An 18,002-nucleotide genomic window follows, 5' to 3' on the forward strand; every position below is an offset into this window, starting at 1 on the left:
CTCTCGATCCACCACACACGGGGCGGCGAGGTCGCAACCAAGCCCCACACTTCTCCTTACGTCGAGGCATTCCAGGGCGGGATGTTCAAGGCATTCCAGGGCGGGATGTTCAAGGCATTCCAGTCGCGACGATTATGACGAGGCCGATGGATACCAAGAGGAGGACGACGATCATGACGATCTCAACGACGCTTCCGCCATTGCCAAGTTTGTTGTCTTCCATCTCGCGTTCCTGTTTGCGCAAAGATATCCTGTCCCAGATCCCTGTTGGTACGAGACATTAGGAGACGTTCAGATGGACCTCATTGTGACCCTGGACAGCCGGCAAGAGGCTGCCCTTCAAGCCGTCGCCGAGAAAAATTCGTTGCCGTACACAAGGGCGACTTGATGAAGGCCCTCAAGGAAATGATCATCCTCAACGGGCACCTTCAGGACCGCCTTGACGCGATCACTGCACCACGCCGCGCGACACGCTAGGAGGGACCGCAATGGCCACGATGCACCTAGACGCTGAATCGAAAGCGGAATTGCACTTCGAAGCGGAGAAGCTTATCGCCCGCTACGAAAGCCCTCTTGAGACCGTGAAGGCGCTTATGGCCCACAACTGCGAGCTTGAGACCCAAATCATTGCCCTCGCTCACAGGTATCCGGGGCTCGTGGCGATCAGCTTTGACCCTACACCGCCTGTGTTGGGATGAAAGTGGCGTCGCTCAATGCATGACCTTATCGCTTTCATTGGAAGCAACTCTGCGCTGGTAGTGGCCAACCCGGCAGCCTTTGCCACGTTTGCCGTGCTGTTCGCAGGCGGTGGGTTTGCTGTCGAGCGGTATTTGCTGACTGAGCGCATCGCCAATCTGGAAAGCAGAATTGCCAGACGCGATGAGGAAATCACGCACCTAAAGGCTAAGCAGACAGCGCCCGAGCTGGAGTCTTCGATGATGCCCATAATCGGCACGACGGCGCTCTTTCCCAATGAGCCTGAGCCCTCACCTCTCATCGGGGCTTGGCCGAACGGAAAGATTGCATATCAGATAATTTGTTCCCACAGCAGAAAGCACCGAAGTTGATCGTCGTCACCGCCTTCGACCGCGATGAGACTGGGGACCTTCAGCCCGTTTTTGGGCCTGCCGAACGGCAGACGGAGGATCGGGCGATTAGGACCGCGAAGGGTCTAGCGGGGAAGCATACCGGCGTCATTGCGTGGTCGCGTGATGCCAACCCTTCGCTTGGTGAATACGGGGAGCCGACGACCCTCTTTATCGGCGGCGACGTGCCGGACATGGAGTAAACTTTCTCTCTTTACACTGGCATAGTAGCAACGCCCTGAAATGCGCATTGCTTTTTGAGGCCTCCCTGATAAAAATGTTAAAGGGGCTTAGGGGGGAATTATGACAGAACAATTAGGGCCAAAGTCTACGCTGCCTAGCGCGGCAGGAGAAATTTCGAACTCAGTTTCCAACGTTCCGCCGCATCCTTTGGATGGTTCTTGGCATCTGAACATTGAGGCTCAGAATTATGGTCCCTACACCGGCCATGAACTTCGCAGTTTCGCGAAGGAGGGACGAATAACTGAGAATACACAGGTAGTCCCCGTCGGCGGGACGGCTTGGAAGGCTGCCAAAGACGACCATGTTCTCGGACAATTATTCGAACACGTTAGAGTTACACCCCTACCACCTGCTCGGACAAATTCGGACAGCCGGGTCAGTGCTGCCGAGGGTGCCACCATTGTCCAAGTGACAAACAACATCGGACCTCAGCCGGGCTATGGCGTTGCGAGTGTCCTCCTGGACGGCACCGCAGCCAACAAATCGGCTGGCGTTGCGCTCATCCTATCGCTTCTCATCTGCGGTCTCGGGCAATTCTACAACGGCCAGATAGGTAAGGGCATTCTCATGTTTGTCCTCACAATAGCGCTCTGGTTTGTCTTTCTGGGATGGATCATTATGATTTGGTCTGCAGTCGACGCTTACAAGACTGCAAAAGCGATGAACCTCCGCTATCACATGCTTCTCGCCGGGGCCTCGCCGATCTCCACGAGAGGTTGATGTGGCTTCGGATCATAGGAATTTGAGGTCCGCAACAGGCTCGTGCCCGTCTTGCTTTGGCGAAACCCTTGGCGGGGTCAGCACCTGTCCGACTTGTGGCGCAGTCCTATCGTTGGAATTGGCGGTTCAGGATGCCAAGCAGGCGGGATTGAAGAGGCTGTCTCCAATCTTGGCTAGCATTAGAAGCGATCCGGTTTCGATGTTGGCATGGGTCCTGAGCATCATTCCATTTCTTGTGGTACCGCCGACGCTTGCAATTTTGGTGGCGCTCTACACCAACAAATCCGACAACGAGCAGAGGAGATGGCTTTATGCGGTGGCCGCGCTCAACATTTGCCTGAGCCTGTACTTCTGGTCATGGGCCGGCGATTACGTCATGGATACGAGGTTATCGATACTCGACTGGCTATGGTCGGTTTGGGCACCTCACCCGCGAGCGCCGAGCGTCGGCGTTTGAGGCCTAATTTGGGGGCATGGAATGGATTTCGCTGGCGATTTCATTCGAATTTACTTTTTCGTCAACATCATCGTCTCCATCCTCGTGGTACTCTGGATGATCATGATCCTTTCCCGCTTGGGCGAGATCCGGGATTTCCTCTCATCTGTGGACCGGCAGCTCGCTGGCGGCATGAGTGGACAAGCAACAGCAAGTCCAGGCTCGGCGGATGCCCAATTGGGAAAGCCCCAGACGCAGGGATTGCCACCCCATGTCAAAGCGACCTTCAACTATCAAGGCATGAAGATAGAAGAGACGACAGGCGGGGGCTACATCCTCCATAGCTCAGATGGGTTTGAGCACTTCAATAGTCGCGACGAGCTTCAGAACTTTCTGACGAAGCGATACCCCTCCACCAAATAGTGGGCTGTTTTGAAGGGTCCCTAGCCGGCCTTTCATGCTTGACGTTAGGGCAATGCGAGCATCCGCTCTTCCTTGGCCGCCGCCTCGAACGCCCTACGGGCATCCTGAGGGGGCACATACCTTCAATTGCGGCCATACAGGTTCCCACCGCCTGTCGCCACCTAGGGCCACGCTTGGTCCACTTCAGGAGCTGCTCGGCAACCTCGACGTGGAAGGTCTTGGCGCAACAAATCTGATGGCCTTGATGAAGCCATCCTCAATGGACGGCGAGGAGGTAGGTCAACACCCGATGCAGGACTTGCGTAGGGGTTGCCGTTGCGCTTTCCATCCAGCCTAAGCATAGTCGGGCGAGTAGGCCAGATCGATGGTCGGCCCTATTCAGCTTCGCCGACAGAAGCGGAGCTCAGCAGTCCATCGAAAAGTTGATTGCTCCAAGCTCGGCGCTCACTGAGCAGGCCCTCATACCGCTGGCACTTCCAAGAGATGAGATCGCGGGACATCTCGTCTAGCGACAGAGCGTCTCTCAATCCAAATTCCTGAATTGCGCTCATTCGGCCAGAGGGCGACACCGCGCCCCAGATCAGAATTGCGCCAGCGAAAGGCGTCTTCTGTTTGCAAACCCATGCCTGCAAGTCTTCCGATGGCCGAGCTGACCGCAGGAAAACGTTGAAAGCCGGCTTTCTGTGATGCTTGAGCTGCTCGGCGTTCGTCAGAATGAAGTATCGGAAGCTTTGGTACTCGATCTCGCACTTCATTTCGGCAACGTACACCGCGTCGGTCTTCCGTTCTCGCAGGGTGAAGTCCAGCGTGTAGCCCCGATCGGTGGTGCTTGTTTTTATCGTAGGGCGCCCGATGTCTTGATAAGGCGATCGCTCGTCATCACACCAAAGCGAGACAATCTTCTCGGAGAATATGCCGAACATTCGCGACAGAAACTTCGCCCGTTCAGCTTCCTCCCGGCCGTCGGGCTTGAAGATCGCGCTCAGCAACTGGCTCATGAATGCAAGGCCGATCCAACGGGTTGTGACCAAGCGCAAGCAAGAGCACCATTCCGTGCCCTGCTCAAGTTCATAGTGACCTGGCCGTTCACAAGAACCGTCCAGATCGTTCACACGTGCATAACCCCAATAGGCTGTGGCAGTCACGGCTGGACTTCAACCGCCGTTAGTCGCATTCTTCTCTTGGGGAGAGAGGGGTATGGGCCTCCAAGGGCAAAAGGCTTCTCAGCCTAGGAGAAGGCGCAGACGTTCGCTGCTGGAGCAGCGGGCGCTAATTCCGGTTCTGCTGTACGGTGTTTCCGCTGCAAGCTACTTCATCCCGCAAAGTGAGCAGCATCCCCTTCCGACTGTGCATCGGCTAGGCGGCTCCAGCGCGGCGGATGGCTGCAACATCAAAGGCAATATCAGCGTCGAGACAGGCGAGCGCATCTATCACCTGCCTGGTCAGCGATATTACAACGAGACCATCGTCAATCCTGCCAAAGGCGAGCGCTGGTTTTGCTCTCAATGGGAAGCCTGGTGGGCAGGGTGGCGAAAATCCAAGGTGTAAGCATTCCCCTACGACTGGGTGGCCTCGCAACCAACCCCGCCGCCGCCCGTTGACCTATGCTGGTTGATCCCAGCTACTATGGACCCTGCCCGCTTCCGAAAGGTGGCGGGCTTTTTCGTGCATTAGTGGAACCTGATATGCCGAGGTAGGTGAGCAAGCGGCAGCGTGCCCGCTGCCGGTCGAGGCCCCAAGCCCCGGCCGGGTCCGCCCCTGCCCGCCAGTGGGGGCGGACCCACTGAAGCTCAATTTTTGGAGATCGAGGAACCTGTCTGCGAGACCGAAGTTCGATTCAAAGCTTGGTTTACAGCCGAGCGGTCTCGAGGCAGGGGTCCGTCATTGCTGATCGGTGGCGGGCCTTCGCCGTGGCGATCAATGTCCCGAGCGGGGCCGCCTCAAGCACCCGACTAGAGTCCGATGCCGAAGCGCAAAGGTCCGGCCTCTGAAACAACACGGCCTCTTCGACATCGGGAATGTGACCGTCGATCATCGTCCCCTCATCGTCGGTTGGTTGCCCGCCACGACCCCCTTGGCGTGGCGGGCACCCATTCACGGAGAGTGTATGCAGCCTGGTGATATCATTGCGAACGCGTTTACAGCCGGGTTGGTCATCGTATTGGTGGCAGTCGTGTTCCTGCTTTTCGGGGCGCCGCTCTGGCCTGAACGAAACGTCCGGATGGTAATCATCCCGCCCGTCCATCGGATGACCACCGCCGCCATCAACAAAGCGGAGCTCGACCTTTCAACCAAGTTTGATTTGAGCATTGTGCGGCCAAGACCGCTTACCGATGAAGGGGCATGAGGGTTGCCCGAGGACAAGTTATTGAAGCTACGGTCGCTCCTCATCGTTCCTCGCCACCGATCCCCATCGTCGGAAGCTTGGCGTATTTGTCGAACAATGCCAATTTCTTCGGATAGGTGAGGTGTGTGAGGGGATGGCAACCGGAGCAACGATGTTGAGCGGCAGACTTAAACCAGCGCCCCGGCTTGACAAAACCCAATCCGCATTCCGAGCATCGGAATTCCATCTCAACTGAATGCAGGCTCTCAGAGAGAGGCATCTTGTCCTTCCTACAGCCGCTTGAACTCGGCAAGTCCAAGACGTATCCGCTGGCCTTCCGCGTAGGACAGGGCGAACGATTCCAAATCGAATGAGCGGGTAAGCTCTTCGTCGTCGGCCACTATGCGGACGAACCATTCTCCGCAGGCCTCGGCCACCTCGACCCGAGGGGGCGCCATGTTCGTATTCGCGCTTTCCATCGCAGCCTCCCAAGAAAGCAATGGTAATCGAAATCATTAAATCCGCATAGTCGGGGCCGCAAGGCGGGTACGAAACGTTCAGTCGTCGTTTGCTCAAGAAGGTGCGCGTTATTCGACGACGACAAGGAGCGGCTTGTGCTTTGGCTGCTCGTGCCAAATCACCTGCCGCAAGTCGCGCATGTCGACCTGCTGTCCACACGTCGGGCAGGTATAGAAGTTGTCGTCCTCATCGGCTGGCTGGCCGCCGTGCTGCTTGCCGGGAATGGGTGGTCCAATGTCGGATAGCTTCGCCATGGCCATCAAACATTCAATTCGTCTAAAATGTTCCGGAACCATCTTAGCGCGTGCTAAATTGAATCGCAGTTTTGCGGGTCAGTTCATGCGTCTGAAGTTGATCCGTCCAATGTTTCCCACGCTTGTCGAGGTGCCGCCGACAGGGGACAACTGGATTCGCGGAATCAAGTACGATGGCTATCGGACGCAAATCATAATCGAGAACGGCACGGCCCGAGCGATCACGCGAAGGGGCTACGACTGGTCATAGACGTACAAGACGATTGTCGAGGCGGCGGCAACCCTTTCCCCCAAGTCGGCAATCATCGACGGCGAGGCAATCGTCCTTAACAAGAAGGGTGTGTCGGCTTCCATTCGCTTCGGTCCGCGATGCGATGGGCGCCGGATCGGATCATCTTCGTCGCCTTCGATCTGCTGTATCTGGACGGGGTCAACCTGCGCCCCGCACCTTTGCTGGAACGTCGCGAAAAGCTGCTCGGCCTCGTCGGGCCTGCCAGGGGCGCGATCCAGTACAGCCATCGTGTGCATGGCGGCGGGGCCGACTTCTACGCCGCGGTTGATCGCATGGGCCTGGAGGGCATGGTGTCGAAGCGGCCGGACAGTGTCTATCGGTCAGGCGATACCGAAGTGTGGCTGAAAACGAAATGCTACGAGGAAGTCGACTTTGAGGTTGCCGGCGTGCAGCGCAAGCCGGGATCGGCCCCACTCGCCTTGATGGCGACCCGCGATGCAGAACGCCGCTATGTCGGATCGGCAAACATCGCCCTGACCAAAGCCATGCGCGAACGCCTGTGGGCCAAGGTGCAGGAGGGGAAAGGCACGCCACCGAAGGGAGCCGACAAACCAGACGCCGAATGGATCAAACCTGGCCTTGTCGGACGTGTGAAAACCCTTAAGCGCGAAGACAAATTGCGCCATGCGACGTTGAGAACGATCCGCGAGGCGAAACCATGATACCGCAGCCCGAATCGCCCCCTGTGGCAATCGAGCCCACTGGCGAACTCGCAGGCTTGAAGCTCGTCCGAATGGCCATTGAGCAGGTATGCCCGCCCGGTGTGCTGCCGTCTGAGAAATGGGTGACGGGCTACTATGGCCCAGAGCCGATCTATGAAGGCGAGGCATTGGCCAAGGCGATCATTGAGACCGTGGAGCGCCTGACGAAGTAAGCCCGCCGCTGAGGACACAATTACAGCGGCGGGCCTTGCACTTGCACCAGAGCTTGGATTTGAGGAGGGGAATCTCAACCAAGCACATTTCCAACTTCGATTTCAGAAACAGGTTCCAGCCCTACGAAAAAGATTAATCGCGGGTGGCCCGCCACCGGGTCTCGGAGCCAGTGGCGGGCCTTGCTTGGCTGTTTCAAGGAGATTTCCTTACCAAGCGCATTCCGAACTTCGACTGCGGACGCATGTTCCTCCAGGTCGGCGCAAGAGTTTATGCGCCCGGTGGCAATCGACGCATTGCCAAGGGACCCCCAACAGGTCAACAGACCTTAAATCGGCTTTCCAGCGCGCAACATGGCCCGCGCAATTGCGAGTTGCGTTTCCAGCCTGGCGTTCTCTTTCTGAGCCTTATTGTCGGCCGCTATGAGCCGTTTCAGCGCCCGCAATGTCTCGCCTCGCGTCCATCCCGCCTCCAGCATGCAATCGACAATCACCTGAAAGCCTGGCTCCATGGCCTCCTGGCAGTCGATGGCTCGGTCCTGATAATCGTCCTGTCGCTTGGGCGGATTGACCATATCTGATTCTCAGTTGGCGGGGCCTTTGGGCTTTTTCTCGGACGTAGATCCGTCGAGGAGATCGAGAAATGAGTGCAACGCCTTCACCATCATCCGAGCGCCGTTTTCGCTCAGGGTGAAGGATCGCTTCCCCTCGTCAGTCAACAGCCCGACCAGGCAGACCCTAGGATTGTCACGGTCATCGATTTCGATTGTGACGCCCGAGACCGCTGGCAGCATTACGTCCTTTGGCTTCTTCGGCATCACCACAACCTTGACTCGTTCTCACTCCGTTCCCATCTTGGGCGGGCCTCGATCCTTGTCAATGAGACGACCTGAATGTGTGGACGCGTTTTTGTAAAATCGACCATCCCGGACATGGTGCGGCGCTTCGAGTTCGCGCACCCTGGCGACGTTGAGCGTTTGGGCAACGGGTTCCCGGTCTGGAATGGCGCGCCCAGCCTGACCTATCCAATCATTGTACGTGAAGAGCTTTCCACGAGCATGGCCGGTTTCCTTTCTGCGAAGTGGGGGCTGGTTCCCGGCTGGGCGCGCGATGGCGGCGGGCGGCCACCGCCTGTCAATGCGCGGTGCGAGACGATTGCCAGCAACGGCATGTTCCGAAAAGCATACGCCGCGCGCCGTTGCCTGGTGCCCGTCGACGGCTATTTCGAATGGCAAAAGCTCGATGGTTCGGGCACGAAAAAGCAGCCTTACGCTATCGCGATGACGGAGGACGAGCCTTTTGCCATGGCTGGAGTATGGGAAGAATATGCCGACAAGGCGACCGGCGAGTTGATCCGGACCTTCGCTGTCGTCACCTGCGAGCCCAATACGTTGATGGCGACGATCCATGATCGGATGCCGGTTATTCTGGCGCCTGCCGATTACATGCGCTGGCTCGGACCGGAACTGGATCCACGCGACCTCATGAAGCCATATCCTTCGGAGCTGATGAAGATGTGGCCGATCGACAGGAAGGTCGGAAGCCCGCGAAACAACACGCCGGACATCATTGACGAAATTGGCGTGGGACCAAACGACCTTTTCGACGTTTGAGCCTTTACAGTGAACGGTCGCGGTAGGAATATTGTCCTCAGGTGGGGCGACTCTCAAAAGGTGTCGCAATGGCTAGGTCAAAACCCTCAAAGCAGTTATCACAGGCTGAAATCGAGCGCTTCCTGGTGGCAGCGGAAGCGCTGCACCTAAGCATCATCAAGCCGTTCATATCGCCACATTGCGACCACTACAGGCAGACGCGCGTCCTGCATGAGGTGCTATTGAAGGCCGTGCGGGACGTCACCGGGAAAGAGGTCGAGTTCATCCGGTGGAACACCACTGGACCGGTGCTGCCCCCTAAGGCTGGGTAAGCGCCTGGCGGCCGGGGATCGATCAGGCCGAACCCGCAGAACTGACAATGACCGCGATGCGGATAACGACGGCATCAAGTCCGCCGTCGTAAATTCTCGTGAGGACGTGTTCCGCAGTTTCAGCCCTTTGGGCAGTGCAACCGCGAACGTCGCCACCGCCCAACCTTGCCGGCCTGTTGGCGACGCAATCCCAAACTCCCCACAATCCGTCGCGCTCAACATGACAATAGAATCTGTGCTTGTGATTTTCCACGCAAGGTAAACCCCCCGCATCCCCATTGGGGTCCAATCTATCCAGGAAGGTGGTTAATGGGCCCGCGTTTGCCGATCGCACTTTAGGCTGGCCGCAGTGGTCCGTCGCCGCACGGTGGACTCCTCACTGCACCGGCCACGACATCAGCGCGGTCAGACGGCTGCCGATGCGAAATCGGCGAGATGCGGGAACAGAGTTCAGACGCCGACGTTTTTTCCCCAGGTCACGCGATTTGCGCGTGTAGAACTAACGGAGGAAAAAATGAGCATCAAAATGCTTACGATGGGCGCGATGGCGCTCGCAGTGATGACGGGCTCAGCGCTGGCTGGCAGCAGCACCACTTCCGCGCTCGATGATCCTGCAAAGATGTCACCTTTCTTCACGGATGCCGGCATGAAAACCTTGAGGTCGGAAGCGGATTTCAAGACCGCATGGATGTCCATGAAACCGGATGAACAAAAGGCGGTGCTGAAAGACTGCGGCGACACCACGCTCAACAAGTCGCACGCTGATTTCTGTGCCATGGCCAAGAAGATGGGCGGCTGAGAATAACCGCTCTAGGCATTGTTCCCGAAACGTATTTGGCCCGTCCCTTAGGCACGGGCCTTTTCTGCGGGCCATTCCCTTGCGAGCCATGTTGCTAAGCGCTCCCGTCGGTCTCGCTTTCCTCGTCAATCATCGGGACTGGCAGATAGGCATTCGTTTCTAGCCACTCCCTCAGCACGATCTGAATGATACCGGCCGATGTTCATCTCGGCGGCGAGGGAGTTCAATGCGTCCTGTGTTGCTGGCTCTGGCGGGAGGCCGGCGACGTTCCGGAGGAACATGGCAACAAGTGCCGCCTGATCCCGGAAAAAATAAAGCATATCTGGACAATGCCCCAGGACGTCAAATTGAGGGCCTGGCCTTGGAAGGAAAGGATCGTCTCAGAAGATCAACGTTGCCATTGAGGTGACACGCCGATGCTGCGTGTCGCCGCCAGTTTGGCGCGGTCCTCCGAAGTTGCCATCGATATCCCCCATCGTCTCATCCGAGAAAAGAGTGGCAGACCTGCATGCCGAGGATCGTCGACGGCTACGAATTGCAAGAGAGCAACCGCGCCAAGCCATCCCAATTAAGACGCTCGTGAAATGACCGGTGCAGTGACTCAACGATTGCGCGACCTCGACCCGGAAACGAACGTCTGGCCTCGACAGCAAGGAGCGTGAGGCCCTCATCTGGGCTGGTTCAACCCGGCACAGGCTTTTGACGCAAGAACGGACGGCAACTCGGAAACGCGGCTCCATTCATAGGGCCGGCGATCCCGCACTTATGCAACGCCCTACCTCATCGGACGTTCACTAAGCTAGAGGCGGGATTTGCGATTGAGTTCGATCGGCCCGCCCCTGGGAGGCCTGCGCGGCATATCTTCGTAACGCGATCACCCAGATACACCGCTGGGCGGTAGACGCTTTGCGGAAGCGGAAACACAAATAACCCTAAAGAAAGACTTCCTGGCATTCATGTACCCGGTTCAATTTACCGAACTAGTCCGACCTCGATCACCAATCGCCTGTCCGAGCAGCGCTGTCACATGCGAGCGAGTTATTCTGGCCGAAGAGTTGGTGCAGTTCCCACACCTGCCAGCTAGACCTAGACGGCCCTCTTGTTACCCCAGAGCAGAACATGCAGCTGCGGCAATACGCGGGCTTCGAACCATCTGTCTCGCGTCACCTTTTCGATCAGCCACTCCATGCGCCTCATGATTCCGGCAAGGTCGACAGCTGCGTCTTCCTCGCCACGGCGCGGTGGCGTGTGATTGCCGGGTTGCAGATAGACCGGGAGACTTGGAAATCGGGCGGCGGCGTCTTTGGCGAAGGCGTAGTCACTCTCGTCGAAAATGACGAGCTTGAGCACGACTTGCGGCTTCTCCCGCGCCGCTTCGATGCAAGCCTCGAATGCAACCCAATCGGTCCTCATTTCGCTCGACGGCGGCTTTGGGCTGAGGACCAGTACGTCAAGCTCGGCAAACCAGTCCTTGGCCACCGAAGCTTGGGTTTCCAGCGCGAAGCGGTAACCTTCAGCATGGCCCCGCTCGATTAGGCCGCCGAAGGGCTGAATGGCGGGGTTGCCGCCCGACAGGGACACCATAACTGGCCGGGCGCCGGAAAGCGCAACCACGCTTTGCCACACCGCATCCACTGGCATCATCTTCCATTCATGGCGGAATTGGTTGTCAACCGCATGGAGGCTGTCGCACCAGGAACAGCGGTAGTCACACCCGCCGGTTCTGATGAAGACCGTCGGCAAACCGATGAGCACGCCCTCGCCCTGGATCGTCGGCCCGAATATCTCGCTGACCCGGATTGCGGGCCGCGTGTCGGTCACGGCCGGTACTCCGCCCAGGTTTTAGGGGTTTCGCTCACCCTCACGGCGGCGGTTTCCGGCAGCCGTGCCTTGCACCATTCATAGAAATGCCTGGCCAGGTATTCCGCTGTGACCTGCTCATGCGCGAGCGCGTCGTTGAGGTGCCGGTGGTCCAAGCTCTCGTCGATATAGTGTTTGAGCGGCGCCAGATCGTGATAGTCGCGCACGAAGCCGTGCGAGTTCAGCTCCTTGGCCGAAAGCTCCACTACGACGATGTAGTTATGCCCGTGCAGTCGCGCGCACTGGTGCTCGGGTGGCAAGGAGGTGAGCTGATGCGAGGCCGAGAAGTGGAATTCCTTGGTAATGCGGAACATCAGGCGCTCCGCCTCCGTAGCGCCTCAAGCCAGAAATCGGTGTCCTCATAGTCGGTCGGGTCGGCGTGCTGCGCCAGCTGAAACGCTTCGCGCCGCTCGACGCAGGTCCCGCACCGTCCGCAGTGACGTTCGCCGCCCTTGTAGCAGGACCAGGTCTGCGCAAATGGGGTCCCGTGCCTTGCTCCATCGCCGACGATGTCCGCCTTGGTGAGGTTCACATAAGGCGTATAAAGACGGATCTGCGCGTCTCCGTCGAGCGCTCGGTCCTGCATCGTCTGGAAAGCCTCGATGAAGGCCGGACGGCAGTCTGGATAGATGAAATGGTCTCCGCCGTGAGCGGCCATCCCCACCGCTTCGAGCTGCTGCGCGGCGGCGAGTCCGAAGGCGATGGCCAGCATGATGGCGTTTCGGTTCGGCACCACCGTGATCTTCATGGTGTCTTCGGCGTAGTGGCCGTCCGGCACGTCGACACCATCGGTCAGCGCGGAGCCGCAAAGGCCGCGGCCGATTTGGCGGATGTCGATGATCTGATGCGCAATGTCCAATCGCTGTGCGCACAGCGTGGCGAATTTCAGTTCTTTACTGTGCCGCTGGCCGTAGTCGAAGGACAGCAGCCCGGCGAGTTCGTGCTCCGCTGCCACTTTGTGGGCAAGGGAAACTGAGTCCAATCCGCCGGAGCAGATGACGAGAGTCTTCATCGTGGTATCCTTGTTTTGACCGGGTAAGGCTGCGACCGGAGATTTCTCTGCGCTCCCCCTAGCCCAGCCAGTCAACTTTGTGAACCCTGTGGCGCTGACTTGCCGGGTGCGGCAGGGTTCGCGACAGCGCGGAGCCTCCTCAGGGGCGGTGGGCGTGCCCCTCGCTTCCGGATCAGTCCGAATCGGACAGCACGATGGGCGGCAGAACCCCGGTTAGGATCGGTCGTCAGCCAACATCTGTGAACAAGCCGCATGCGTTGTTGCAATCACCCCTCTACTACCCGCAATTGCCGACATGGCCTCGCAGGAACTGGATTGGGCGATTTTCCAGATGGCGGTCGAAAGCGTCCGCTCACTCTCATCAAGTTTCAGCGAAAGAGCCGCGGAGATAGCGGCGAGGAGCCAGGGCACATTGGTTTTCGACGTGCGGGTCGACGATGACCCGCAGGTGCAGCGCATCGCCGCCATCCGCTATCGAGGCGAACAAACTGGCGTGGTCGCGTTGGACAGGCAGGGCCTTCTTACCCACTATTGCATGGTGAATGACACGTTCTCAGATCTGATGGCGCCTTTGGAGAACTGGACAAGCATACCTCTCTCGGCACAGGCAAAGATCGATGTCACCGTTGATGCCGGTTTCTTCCTCGCCGCCCTACGAAATGCCGGTCATCTGCTTGGCAGTTAGTGTGACTACGAAATCGAGAGACCTGTTTCCGGCAACAGACGGGGAAAACCGGCCTTCCACCATTCAGGCAGCGTCCAGTATGTCCGGCTCCGCCTCAAGAATTCCGGCGGGTAGGGACAGCGATTTTGCGATGCGATCCCGATAACCCTTGTTGTATCTCAGACCGGACTCAATGTTGAGAATTTCCTCAGCGGCAAGCCCGCACGCCACTGCCAGGTCCTCGACGGAATATCCAAGGTGCTCACGATAAGCACGGATGATGTGGGTCCCCGCCGACATGGCCGTCAACACCGGCTCGGGAATGCGTGAATCTTTCATAAACACCTCGAAGAAGAGCAAGATGCCCGGCACCTCGGGAGAGTTCCTCCGGACACGGACAGGCAACAAACTGACGCAAATTTTCAGCCTGGAAGGTCTCGTGCATGGGCACCTTAGACCGGCGGCCGGAGGCGATATATGGTGGTTCAACTGGGTCCGATCAAGTCGGAAAAAACTGACTGGCGCGATATGGTGTGATCGACTGTACCGACCATGCCCGCGCTACCCAGGCTGATCACCACCGACCTTCTTGAGCAGGAATTCGGCTTGCTCAACCCTGGATCCGGTGGTCCTGCCGTCTTGCTAGCCATCTCAAAGGGGCCGCCCTGGCCAGGGGAATGGGCAACCGAGAGTCCGCCCGAGCAACCCGAGCTTATCGCTGCCATAGACGAGGAGGATGCCGCCGAGGCCGAGCCAGCCACTGACGGCCTATCCACGCCATGGATGATCATCATCCATACAATCACTTTGGCCACGCATTGCCGAATGCGTTACTCGGGCCTCGCTACAGACCTTCCCGAAGGCAAGGATGAGAATTGGCCACTTTCACAATCGTCATCCCTTTTTATCAGACAAAAGCGGGCATTCTTCGCCGGTCGCTACAGAGCGTATTCGAGCAGACATATCGGGACTTTGAGGTTCTGGTTATTGACGATGAGTCCCCTCTTCCGGCTGAGGTCGAGATGGAAGCGCTTGACGCCGATCAGAGATCGCGCATCACGGTCATAAGGCAGGCCAACGCCGGCCCTGGTGGCGCTCGCAACACCGGGCTTGAGAACACTTCGCCTTTGACGCGTTTCGTCGCTTTCCTCGATTCAGACGATACGTGGCTGCCACATCATCTGAACAACGCTTTTGAGAGCATGTTGTGCTTCGGAGGGGACTGTTACTGGGCCTCAATTGAGGCGAGCGAAGAGTTCCATTACCACCTCGCAATATCCGAACTCGCAGAGGCGGACGGGGTGCTTCGATTGGGGGAGCAGCCGCTGGTCATCGAAATTCCAGACCTTGCGAGCGCAATGCTGAAGGACTGGAGCTTTCTCCATCTCTCTGGAATGGTGATCGGCCCTACCATCTTCAAAAAAATCCGTTTCGACGCCACTCTTCGGCGCGCCGCGGAGGACGTGCTTTTCTTCTGCGATACAATCCTCGCCTCTCGGCGCAGCCTGCTCTGCGGTGATCCGGGCGTCGTGCGCGGCTTGGGCGTCAATATCTTTCACAGCATCGACCGCACATCGCGCCACTTCCTGCAGCAGCAATTCAACACCTGGGCAGCGCTCGACGCGCTCGAAGCTTGTTTTGCCCGACGGCCAGAGGAAGTTGAATCAATCGCCACCTCCAAGGGCAGAGCGCGTCGCCAGGCGCTTTGGAGCCAGGCCGGACTTCTTCGTCGCGGCAAAGTGCCAAACGTCGGCCTGCTCGCGCGTTGGGCGTGGCGTGACCCTGAGTTGCTACTGACACTGAGGGAACTCGGGACAGCTAAGTTTGCGGAGGCGAAATGACTCCATATCATTGGGAATCGAGCCACGGCAATTTTGGTGACGACCTCAATCTCTGGCTATGGGACTTTCTGTTGCCTGGATTCCGGGAGGTGCACCAACAAACAATGCTCGTGGGCGTCGGCACTGTCCTGAATTCGGGCCTGCTTCCACGCGGTGTGCACAAGCTGGTTGTGGGAAGCGGCTGGGGCTACGGTACACCGCCCGACATCAGCAACAGCCGGGAATGGGATCTCCGCTGTGTGCGAGGTCCGAAAACAGCCGAACGGCTCGGGCTTGCTGTCGAACGGGGCATCGTTGATCCGGCCGTCATGATTGCTGAGATGCCGGAATTCCAGCAACTGCCGAAACGATCCAAGAAGACCTTCATTCCACACTGGGAATCCGCCGAACACGGCCTGTGGCAAGCCGTCTGCGAGATGGCCGGACTCACGTATCTGGACCCACGCGGTGACGCAAAGGGGGTCATCCGCGATATTGCGCAATCGGAGCTAATCATCGCGGAATCCATGCACGGCGCGATTATCGCCGATGCCTTTCGGGTCCCTTGGATCGCGGTAGCCACATCTGCCTCCATCAATGACTTCAAATGGAACGACTGGGCGATGAGTGTCGGCGCGACCTACAAGCCCCACGTGATACCCGTGTCCTCGCGGGGGGAAGCGTCGGCGAAAGGCAAGTCCTTTTGGGGTGTCACACCAAACGACAGCCTCCCGAAGCCAGTGTTGGTTGGCCCAACCCCAGGGCGACGCCCCACGCGCCCGGAGAGGCCCCAGTCCTTGCTGCGGTCGACGGTCAAAAAATTCTTGGCCGCACCCTCGGCAGCAGGTCTGTTCAAAGCGAGCCGCCGGGAACCGCAGCTTAGTCCCGATGGCTCGCTAGACGGCTTGAAGAGTCGCTTGGGTGAGGTTCTGAACGGAATCCGCAAAGACTATCTTTAAGCAACGGGACGCTCCAGCAAATGTTGAAAATCAGCGTGGCGTGGTGCTCGCGGCCAGACGAGGTCGCGCGATTGAACGGACACGCGATGACAAGTGCGCGAGCAGTGACTCGGGCCGAAAATTCCGAAATTGCGTGGTGAGACAGCGAGACGTGCGTTGGCGTCCCCGCACGTGACTGCATTGTGGCGCGAGGAAGCTTTGATCGTATCCACGACGAGACAGGCGCGGTGCCGGGCAGTTGCGCATAGAGGACACCGATAGAATGGAGCTGCAGCCGAGAGTTCTGGATATGCCAGTTGGGTTCAGTCATGAGTATCGCTGACCGCCTGGTAGTGGGAAGTCTCTGGGTCACTCTCTCAAGAATAATCGTCAACGGGCTCTCAATGCTGGGCACCATTGTCCTGGCCAGGTATCTTTTGCCTTCGGACTTCGGCGTGGTGGCGCTTGCGACGACATTGTTGGCCGTGGTGACCTCAATCACCGATCTTTCACTGAGTGAAGCGCTTATCCGTCATGAAGACCCCAGGGAATCCCATTTCAGCGCCGCATGGACCTTGGGTGCGACGCGAGGCCTCATACTGTGCATCTTCTTCGCCGCGTTCGCCTATCCCGCGTCCCTCATCTATAACGAGCCGCGCCTGTTCGGCGTCTTGCTCGCTTTGAGCCTCAGTCTTGCCATGAGCGGACTGGTGAACCCGCGAAAAATCATTCTTCAGCGCGAACTGATCTTCAGGCAAGAGTTCGTGTTGAACGTTGCCCAGAGAGTGGCCGGTTTCGTAGCCGCGATCGGCGTTGTGATCATCTACCAGAGTTACTGGGCGCTTGTGGTCGGCACTTTGGTGATGCAGGCGACAAATGTTGTGACGTCCTACCTCGTCATGCCGTTCCGTCCGCGCGTAACTTTCTCCCACATGCGAGAGTTCTTTTCGTTTTCGGCCTGGATTACTGCCGGACAGATCGTGAATACGCTCAACTGGCGTTTCGACTACCTGCTCATAGGAAAGCTGTTAGACAGGTCCGCCATTGGCTATTATTCGCTGGGTGGGCAGCTTGCGATGATGGCCACCCGTGAAGCCACTGCGCCACTGACAGCAACCATCTATCCGGCGTTCGCCAATGTGCGCCATGATGCTCAGCGTCTGGCGGCGGCCTATTCGCGAACGCAGGCCCTGCTGACAGCGGCTGCCCTGCCCGCCGGCATAGGGATGGCTGTGATAGCAGATCCCCTGGTGAGACTGGTGCTCGGCGAAAAATGGCTTCCCGCTATTTTCATCATCCAGGCGCTCGCCTCAGTTTACGCGCTGCAAACATTGGGTTCTCTCAACCAGCCCCTTGGCATGGCGCTGGGGCAGACCCGGACCCTGTTCGTGCGTGATACACAGATGCTTCTTGTCCGCATACCGGTGATTTCGATCGGTTTGGTGTGCTGGGGGCTACCGGGGCTGATATTCAGCCGGGTGCTCACCGGTCTGTTCAGCGCTGTCGTCAACATGGTGGTGGTGGAGCGGCTCATCAATGTCTCGGTCAGGGCGCAGTTGTTGGCGAATTTCAGGGCGCTCGCCAGCTCGGCCGTTCTGGCCGCAGGCGTAACGCTCGCCGATCATTACATCAGCGTTCAGACCACGCAGACCGGCTTGGTTCTCCAACTCGCCGTCCTCATCTGCCTCGGCGGAACTCTCTATTGCGGTTTCAGTCTCTTTCTCTGGATCGTTATGGGCCGTCCGGATGGGCCAGAAACCGAAGTGAGAAAGCTCGCTTTCAAGGCGCTGTCCAAAGTCAGCCACGCGTGATCTCC

General features: G+C 58.2%; 26 protein-coding genes. 17 read left to right on the forward strand and 9 right to left on the reverse strand.

Annotated features, from left to right (window positions below; all coding sequences use genetic code 11):
• Positions 1-488 precede the first annotated feature (488 nt).
• The 6 genes from LB577_RS20250 to LB577_RS20275 all read left to right on the forward strand — a co-directional run bounded on the left by LB577_RS20250 (position 489) and on the right by LB577_RS20275 (position 2,907).
• Positions 489-698: a hypothetical protein gene (locus LB577_RS20250; protein WP_013533291.1), complete on the forward strand. Its 210-nt coding sequence runs from the start codon at positions 489-491 to the stop codon at positions 696-698.
• Between the two features lie 15 nt (positions 699-713).
• Positions 714-1,067 (forward strand): hypothetical protein, encoded by a 354-nt coding sequence (locus tag LB577_RS20255; protein WP_224688050.1) that lies wholly within the window; start codon positions 714-716, stop codon positions 1,065-1,067.
• The gene (locus LB577_RS20260; protein ID WP_041163917.1) at positions 1,025-1,288 is read left to right on the forward strand and encodes a hypothetical protein; all 264 of its coding nucleotides are present in this window, start codon (positions 1,025-1,027) and stop codon (positions 1,286-1,288) included. Before LB577_RS20255 ends, LB577_RS20260 begins: the two co-directional genes overlap by 43 nt.
• Before the next feature lie 100 nt (positions 1,289-1,388).
• Positions 1,389-2,048 (forward strand): GYF domain-containing protein, encoded by a 660-nt coding sequence (locus LB577_RS20265; RefSeq protein ID WP_224688051.1) that lies wholly within the window; start codon positions 1,389-1,391, stop codon positions 2,046-2,048.
• Positions 2,049-2,160: 112 nt separating this feature from the next.
• A complete protein-coding gene (locus tag LB577_RS20270; protein WP_224688052.1) occupies positions 2,161-2,505 on the forward strand; it encodes a hypothetical protein in 345 nt (114 codons plus the stop codon).
• 21 nt (positions 2,506-2,526) lie between these two features.
• On the forward strand, positions 2,527-2,907 hold the full coding sequence (locus tag LB577_RS20275; RefSeq protein WP_013533294.1) for a hypothetical protein: 381 nt from the start codon (positions 2,527-2,529) through the stop codon (positions 2,905-2,907).
• Positions 2,908-3,281: 374 nt separating this feature from the next.
• Here the strand turns inward: LB577_RS20275 and LB577_RS20280 are convergent, their stop codons facing one another.
• Positions 3,282-3,905: a hypothetical protein gene (locus tag LB577_RS20280; RefSeq protein WP_013533295.1), complete on the reverse strand. Its 624-nt coding sequence runs from the start codon at positions 3,903-3,905 to the stop codon at positions 3,282-3,284.
• Between the two features lie 199 nt (positions 3,906-4,104).
• On the opposite strand from LB577_RS20280, the gene LB577_RS20285 reads away from it, so the two are divergent.
• Both LB577_RS20285 and LB577_RS20290 read left to right on the forward strand, forming a co-directional pair.
• Positions 4,105-4,455: a hypothetical protein gene (locus LB577_RS20285; RefSeq protein WP_013533296.1), complete on the forward strand. Its 351-nt coding sequence runs from the start codon at positions 4,105-4,107 to the stop codon at positions 4,453-4,455.
• A gap of 559 nt (positions 4,456-5,014) precedes the next feature.
• Positions 5,015-5,254: a hypothetical protein gene (locus LB577_RS20290; protein WP_224688053.1), complete on the forward strand. Its 240-nt coding sequence runs from the start codon at positions 5,015-5,017 to the stop codon at positions 5,252-5,254.
• A gap of 269 nt (positions 5,255-5,523) precedes the next feature.
• Here the strand turns inward: LB577_RS20290 and LB577_RS20295 are convergent, their stop codons facing one another.
• Entirely contained in the window at positions 5,524-5,712 is a 189-nt protein-coding gene (locus LB577_RS20295) for a hypothetical protein (RefSeq protein ID WP_224688054.1), read from the reverse strand.
• 108 nt (positions 5,713-5,820) lie between these two features.
• Positions 5,821-6,012, reverse strand: a complete 192-nt coding sequence (locus LB577_RS20300; RefSeq protein WP_224688055.1) for a hypothetical protein — start codon at positions 6,010-6,012, stop codon at positions 5,821-5,823.
• Between the two features lie 363 nt (positions 6,013-6,375).
• Between LB577_RS20300 and LB577_RS20305 the strand changes: the two genes are divergently transcribed.
• Together LB577_RS20305 and LB577_RS20310 are read left to right on the forward strand one after the other, a co-directional pair.
• Entirely contained in the window at positions 6,376-6,960 is a 585-nt protein-coding gene (locus tag LB577_RS20305; RefSeq protein WP_318013532.1) for a hypothetical protein, read from the forward strand.
• A complete protein-coding gene (locus LB577_RS20310; protein ID WP_013533300.1) occupies positions 6,957-7,172 on the forward strand; it encodes a hypothetical protein in 216 nt (71 codons plus the stop codon). Before LB577_RS20305 ends, LB577_RS20310 begins: the two co-directional genes overlap by 4 nt.
• A gap of 326 nt (positions 7,173-7,498) precedes the next feature.
• On the opposite strand, the gene LB577_RS33320 is transcribed toward LB577_RS20310, so the two are convergent.
• Together LB577_RS33320 and LB577_RS20320 are read right to left on the reverse strand one after the other, a co-directional pair.
• Positions 7,499-7,744, reverse strand: coding sequence for a hypothetical protein (locus LB577_RS33320; RefSeq protein ID WP_013533301.1), 246 nt, complete (start codon positions 7,742-7,744; stop codon positions 7,499-7,501).
• Positions 7,745-7,753: 9 nt separating this feature from the next.
• On the reverse strand, positions 7,754-7,987 hold the full coding sequence (locus tag LB577_RS20320; RefSeq protein ID WP_224688057.1) for a hypothetical protein: 234 nt from the start codon (positions 7,985-7,987) through the stop codon (positions 7,754-7,756).
• Positions 7,988-8,062: 75 nt separating this feature from the next.
• On the opposite strand from LB577_RS20320, the gene LB577_RS20325 reads away from it, so the two are divergent.
• The 3 genes from LB577_RS20325 (at position 8,063) to LB577_RS20335 (ending at position 9,892) form a co-directional block, all read left to right on the forward strand.
• A complete protein-coding gene (locus LB577_RS20325; RefSeq protein WP_024505444.1) occupies positions 8,063-8,782 on the forward strand; it encodes an SOS response-associated peptidase in 720 nt (239 codons plus the stop codon).
• A gap of 68 nt (positions 8,783-8,850) precedes the next feature.
• A complete protein-coding gene (locus tag LB577_RS20330) occupies positions 8,851-9,093 on the forward strand; it encodes a hypothetical protein (protein ID WP_024505443.1) in 243 nt (80 codons plus the stop codon).
• Between the two features lie 514 nt (positions 9,094-9,607).
• Entirely contained in the window at positions 9,608-9,892 is a 285-nt protein-coding gene (locus LB577_RS20335; RefSeq protein ID WP_013525246.1) for a hypothetical protein, read from the forward strand.
• 1,086 nt (positions 9,893-10,978) lie between these two features.
• Here LB577_RS20335 and queE read toward each other — a convergent pair.
• The 3 genes from queE to queC are packed head-to-tail and all read right to left on the reverse strand — an operon-like array spanning position 10,979 to position 12,764.
• Positions 10,979-11,713, reverse strand: a complete 735-nt coding sequence (gene queE / locus LB577_RS20340; RefSeq protein ID WP_224688058.1) for a 7-carboxy-7-deazaguanine synthase QueE — start codon at positions 11,711-11,713, stop codon at positions 10,979-10,981.
• Positions 11,710-12,066: a 6-carboxytetrahydropterin synthase QueD gene (gene queD, locus LB577_RS20345; RefSeq protein WP_013533306.1), complete on the reverse strand. Its 357-nt coding sequence runs from the start codon at positions 12,064-12,066 to the stop codon at positions 11,710-11,712. The genes queE and queD overlap by 4 nt, the downstream gene beginning before the upstream one ends.
• The gene (gene queC, locus LB577_RS20350; protein WP_013533307.1) at positions 12,066-12,764 is read right to left on the reverse strand and encodes a 7-cyano-7-deazaguanine synthase QueC; all 699 of its coding nucleotides are present in this window, start codon (positions 12,762-12,764) and stop codon (positions 12,066-12,068) included. The genes queD and queC overlap by 1 nt, the downstream gene beginning before the upstream one ends.
• Before the next feature lie 295 nt (positions 12,765-13,059).
• Here queC and LB577_RS20355 point away from each other — a divergent pair, with 295 nt between their 5' ends.
• Positions 13,060-13,449, forward strand: coding sequence for a hypothetical protein (locus LB577_RS20355; RefSeq protein ID WP_224688059.1), 390 nt, complete (start codon positions 13,060-13,062; stop codon positions 13,447-13,449).
• A gap of 63 nt (positions 13,450-13,512) precedes the next feature.
• On the opposite strand, the gene LB577_RS20360 is transcribed toward LB577_RS20355, so the two are convergent.
• Positions 13,513-13,800 (reverse strand): helix-turn-helix domain-containing protein, encoded by a 288-nt coding sequence (locus LB577_RS20360; protein ID WP_013897108.1) that lies wholly within the window; start codon positions 13,798-13,800, stop codon positions 13,513-13,515.
• A gap of 503 nt (positions 13,801-14,303) precedes the next feature.
• Here LB577_RS20360 and LB577_RS20365 point away from each other — a divergent pair.
• The 3 genes from LB577_RS20365 to LB577_RS20375 all read left to right on the forward strand — a co-directional run bounded on the left by LB577_RS20365 (position 14,304) and on the right by LB577_RS20375 (position 17,997).
• A complete protein-coding gene (locus LB577_RS20365) occupies positions 14,304-15,269 on the forward strand; it encodes a glycosyltransferase family A protein (protein ID WP_224688060.1) in 966 nt (321 codons plus the stop codon).
• A complete protein-coding gene (locus LB577_RS20370; protein ID WP_224688061.1) occupies positions 15,266-16,207 on the forward strand; it encodes a polysaccharide pyruvyl transferase family protein in 942 nt (313 codons plus the stop codon). The genes LB577_RS20365 and LB577_RS20370 overlap by 4 nt, the downstream gene beginning before the upstream one ends.
• A gap of 308 nt (positions 16,208-16,515) precedes the next feature.
• Positions 16,516-17,997, forward strand: a complete 1,482-nt coding sequence (locus LB577_RS20375; RefSeq protein WP_224688062.1) for a lipopolysaccharide biosynthesis protein — start codon at positions 16,516-16,518, stop codon at positions 17,995-17,997.
• Positions 17,998-18,002 lie beyond the last annotated feature (5 nt).

It is taken from the genome of Mesorhizobium sp. B283B1A, from assembly GCF_020165735.1.
In the GTDB taxonomy this organism is placed as follows: domain Bacteria; phylum Pseudomonadota; class Alphaproteobacteria; order Rhizobiales; family Rhizobiaceae; genus Mesorhizobium; species Mesorhizobium opportunistum.

Bases quoted from the DNA above. Each gene is read 5' to 3' on its own strand.
- LB577_RS20250 (WP_013533291.1), top strand. From the start codon at position 489: ATGGCCACGATGCACCTAGACGCTGAATCGAAAGCGGAATTGCACTTC.
- LB577_RS20255 (WP_224688050.1), top strand. From the start codon at position 714: ATGCATGACCTTATCGCTTTCATTGGAAGCAACTCTGCGCTGGTAGTG.
- LB577_RS20265 (WP_224688051.1), top strand. From the start codon at position 1,389: ATGACAGAACAATTAGGGCCAAAGTCTACGCTGCCTAGCGCGGCAGGA.
- LB577_RS20275 (WP_013533294.1), top strand. From the start codon at position 2,527: ATGGATTTCGCTGGCGATTTCATTCGAATTTACTTTTTCGTCAACATC.
- LB577_RS20280 (WP_013533295.1), bottom strand. From the start codon at position 3,905: ATGAGCCAGTTGCTGAGCGCGATCTTCAAGCCCGACGGCCGGGAGGAA.
- LB577_RS20285 (WP_013533296.1), top strand. From the start codon at position 4,105: ATGGGCCTCCAAGGGCAAAAGGCTTCTCAGCCTAGGAGAAGGCGCAGA.
- LB577_RS20290 (WP_224688053.1), top strand. From the start codon at position 5,015: ATGCAGCCTGGTGATATCATTGCGAACGCGTTTACAGCCGGGTTGGTC.
- LB577_RS20295 (WP_224688054.1), bottom strand. From the start codon at position 5,712: ATGGAAAGCGCGAATACGAACATGGCGCCCCCTCGGGTCGAGGTGGCC.
- LB577_RS20300 (WP_224688055.1), bottom strand. From the start codon at position 6,012: ATGGCCATGGCGAAGCTATCCGACATTGGACCACCCATTCCCGGCAAG.
- LB577_RS20305 (WP_318013532.1), top strand. From the start codon at position 6,376: ATGCGATGGGCGCCGGATCGGATCATCTTCGTCGCCTTCGATCTGCTG.
- LB577_RS20310 (WP_013533300.1), top strand. From the start codon at position 6,957: ATGATACCGCAGCCCGAATCGCCCCCTGTGGCAATCGAGCCCACTGGC.
- LB577_RS33320 (WP_013533301.1), bottom strand. From the start codon at position 7,744: ATGGTCAATCCGCCCAAGCGACAGGACGATTATCAGGACCGAGCCATC.
- LB577_RS20320 (WP_224688057.1), bottom strand. From the start codon at position 7,987: ATGCCGAAGAAGCCAAAGGACGTAATGCTGCCAGCGGTCTCGGGCGTC.
- LB577_RS20325 (WP_024505444.1), top strand. From the start codon at position 8,063: ATGTGTGGACGCGTTTTTGTAAAATCGACCATCCCGGACATGGTGCGG.
- LB577_RS20330 (WP_024505443.1), top strand. From the start codon at position 8,851: ATGGCTAGGTCAAAACCCTCAAAGCAGTTATCACAGGCTGAAATCGAG.
- LB577_RS20335 (WP_013525246.1), top strand. From the start codon at position 9,608: ATGAGCATCAAAATGCTTACGATGGGCGCGATGGCGCTCGCAGTGATG.
- queD (WP_013533306.1), bottom strand. From the start codon at position 12,066: ATGTTCCGCATTACCAAGGAATTCCACTTCTCGGCCTCGCATCAGCTC.
- queC (WP_013533307.1), bottom strand. From the start codon at position 12,764: ATGAAGACTCTCGTCATCTGCTCCGGCGGATTGGACTCAGTTTCCCTT.
- LB577_RS20355 (WP_224688059.1), top strand. From the start codon at position 13,060: ATGGCCTCGCAGGAACTGGATTGGGCGATTTTCCAGATGGCGGTCGAA.
- LB577_RS20370 (WP_224688061.1), top strand. From the start codon at position 15,266: ATGACTCCATATCATTGGGAATCGAGCCACGGCAATTTTGGTGACGAC.
- LB577_RS20375 (WP_224688062.1), top strand. From the start codon at position 16,516: ATGAGTATCGCTGACCGCCTGGTAGTGGGAAGTCTCTGGGTCACTCTC.